1 rRNA gene is annotated in these 1,358 nt (G+C 55.4%); it reads left to right on the top strand.

From position 1 onward, the window contains the following. A 23S ribosomal RNA gene (locus KRX51_RS10135) occupies positions 1-1,358 on the top strand; the annotation flags it as partial.

Below are 1,358 nucleotides of genomic sequence, written 5' to 3' on the forward strand. Positions count from 1 at the left end.
CAGCTTGTGCATGTGTGTTAGCGGAAGTGGTTTGGAATGGCCTGCCGTAGACGGTGAGAGTCCGGTACGTGAAAACGCATGTGTGTGGGTTGGTTGTGTTCCCGAGTAGCAGCGGGCTCGTGGAATCTGCTGTGAATCTGCCGGGACCACCCGGTAAGCCTAAATACCTTTCATGACCGATAGCGGATTGAGTACCGTGAGGGAATGGTGAAAAGTACCCCGGGAGGGGAGTGAAATAGTACCTGAAACCGTGTGCTAACAATCCGTCAGAGCAGCCCTTGTGGTTGTGATGGCGTGCCTTTTGAAGAATGAGCCTGCGAGTCAGCGGCATGTCGCGAGGTTAACCCGTGTGGGGTAGCCGTAGCGAAAGCGAATCCTAATGAGGGTGAGTCAGTGGCATGTCCTGGACCCGAAGCGGGGTGATCTACCCATGGCCAGTGTGAAGCAGAGGTAAGACTCTGTGGAGGCGCGAACCCACTTAGGTTGAAAACTGAGGGGATGAGCTGTGGGTAGGGGTGAAAGGCCAATCAAACTCCGTGATAGCTGGTTCTCCCCGAAATGCATTTAGGTGCAGCGTCGTGTGTTTCCTCCTGGAGGTAGAGCTACTGGTTGGTTTAGCGGGACTATCATCTTAGCGACATCAGCCAAACTCCGAATGCCGGTGAGGTAAGAGCGCGGCAGTGAGACTGCGGGGGATAAGCTTCGTAGTCGAGAGGGAAACAGCCCAGATCGCCGGCTAAGGCCCCTAAGGGTATGCTAAGTGGAAAAGGATGTGGGATCGCGAAGACAACCAGGAGGTTGGCTTAGAAGCAGCCATCCTTGAAAGAGTGCGTAATAGCTCACTGGTCGAGTGGTCCTGCGCCGACAATGTAGTGGGGCTCAAGCATACCGCCGAAGCCGCGGCATATGACTTTTGTTGTATGGGTAGGGGAGCGTCGTGTACTGCGTTGAAGCTGCCGGGTGACCGTGTGGTGGAGTGTACGCGAGTGAGAATGCAGGCATGAGTAACGAATGAGGAGTGGAAAACTCCTCCGCCGGATGACTAAGGGTTCCTGGGTTAAGCTAATCTTCCCAGGGTGAGTCGGGACCTAAGGCGAGGCCGACAGGCGTAGTCGATGGACAACGGGTTGATATTCCCGTACCCGTGATATCGCGCCCATGGTGAATCAGTGATACTAACCCTCCTGAACCTTTCCGTTGCTAGCCCTTTGTGGTTGGTTGTGGTTGGGGGATGCAGGGGACCTGAGCTGGTAGTAGCCAAGTGATGGGGTGACGCAGGAAGGTAGCCGTGCCACCTGATGGATGGTGGTGTAAGCGTGTAGGCCGGGCTATAGGTAAATCCGTAGCCCACAAAGGGC

This window comes from Corynebacterium sp. TAE3-ERU12, assembly GCF_019209905.1.
In the GTDB taxonomy this organism is placed as follows: Bacteria; Actinomycetota; Actinomycetes; order Mycobacteriales; family Mycobacteriaceae; genus Corynebacterium.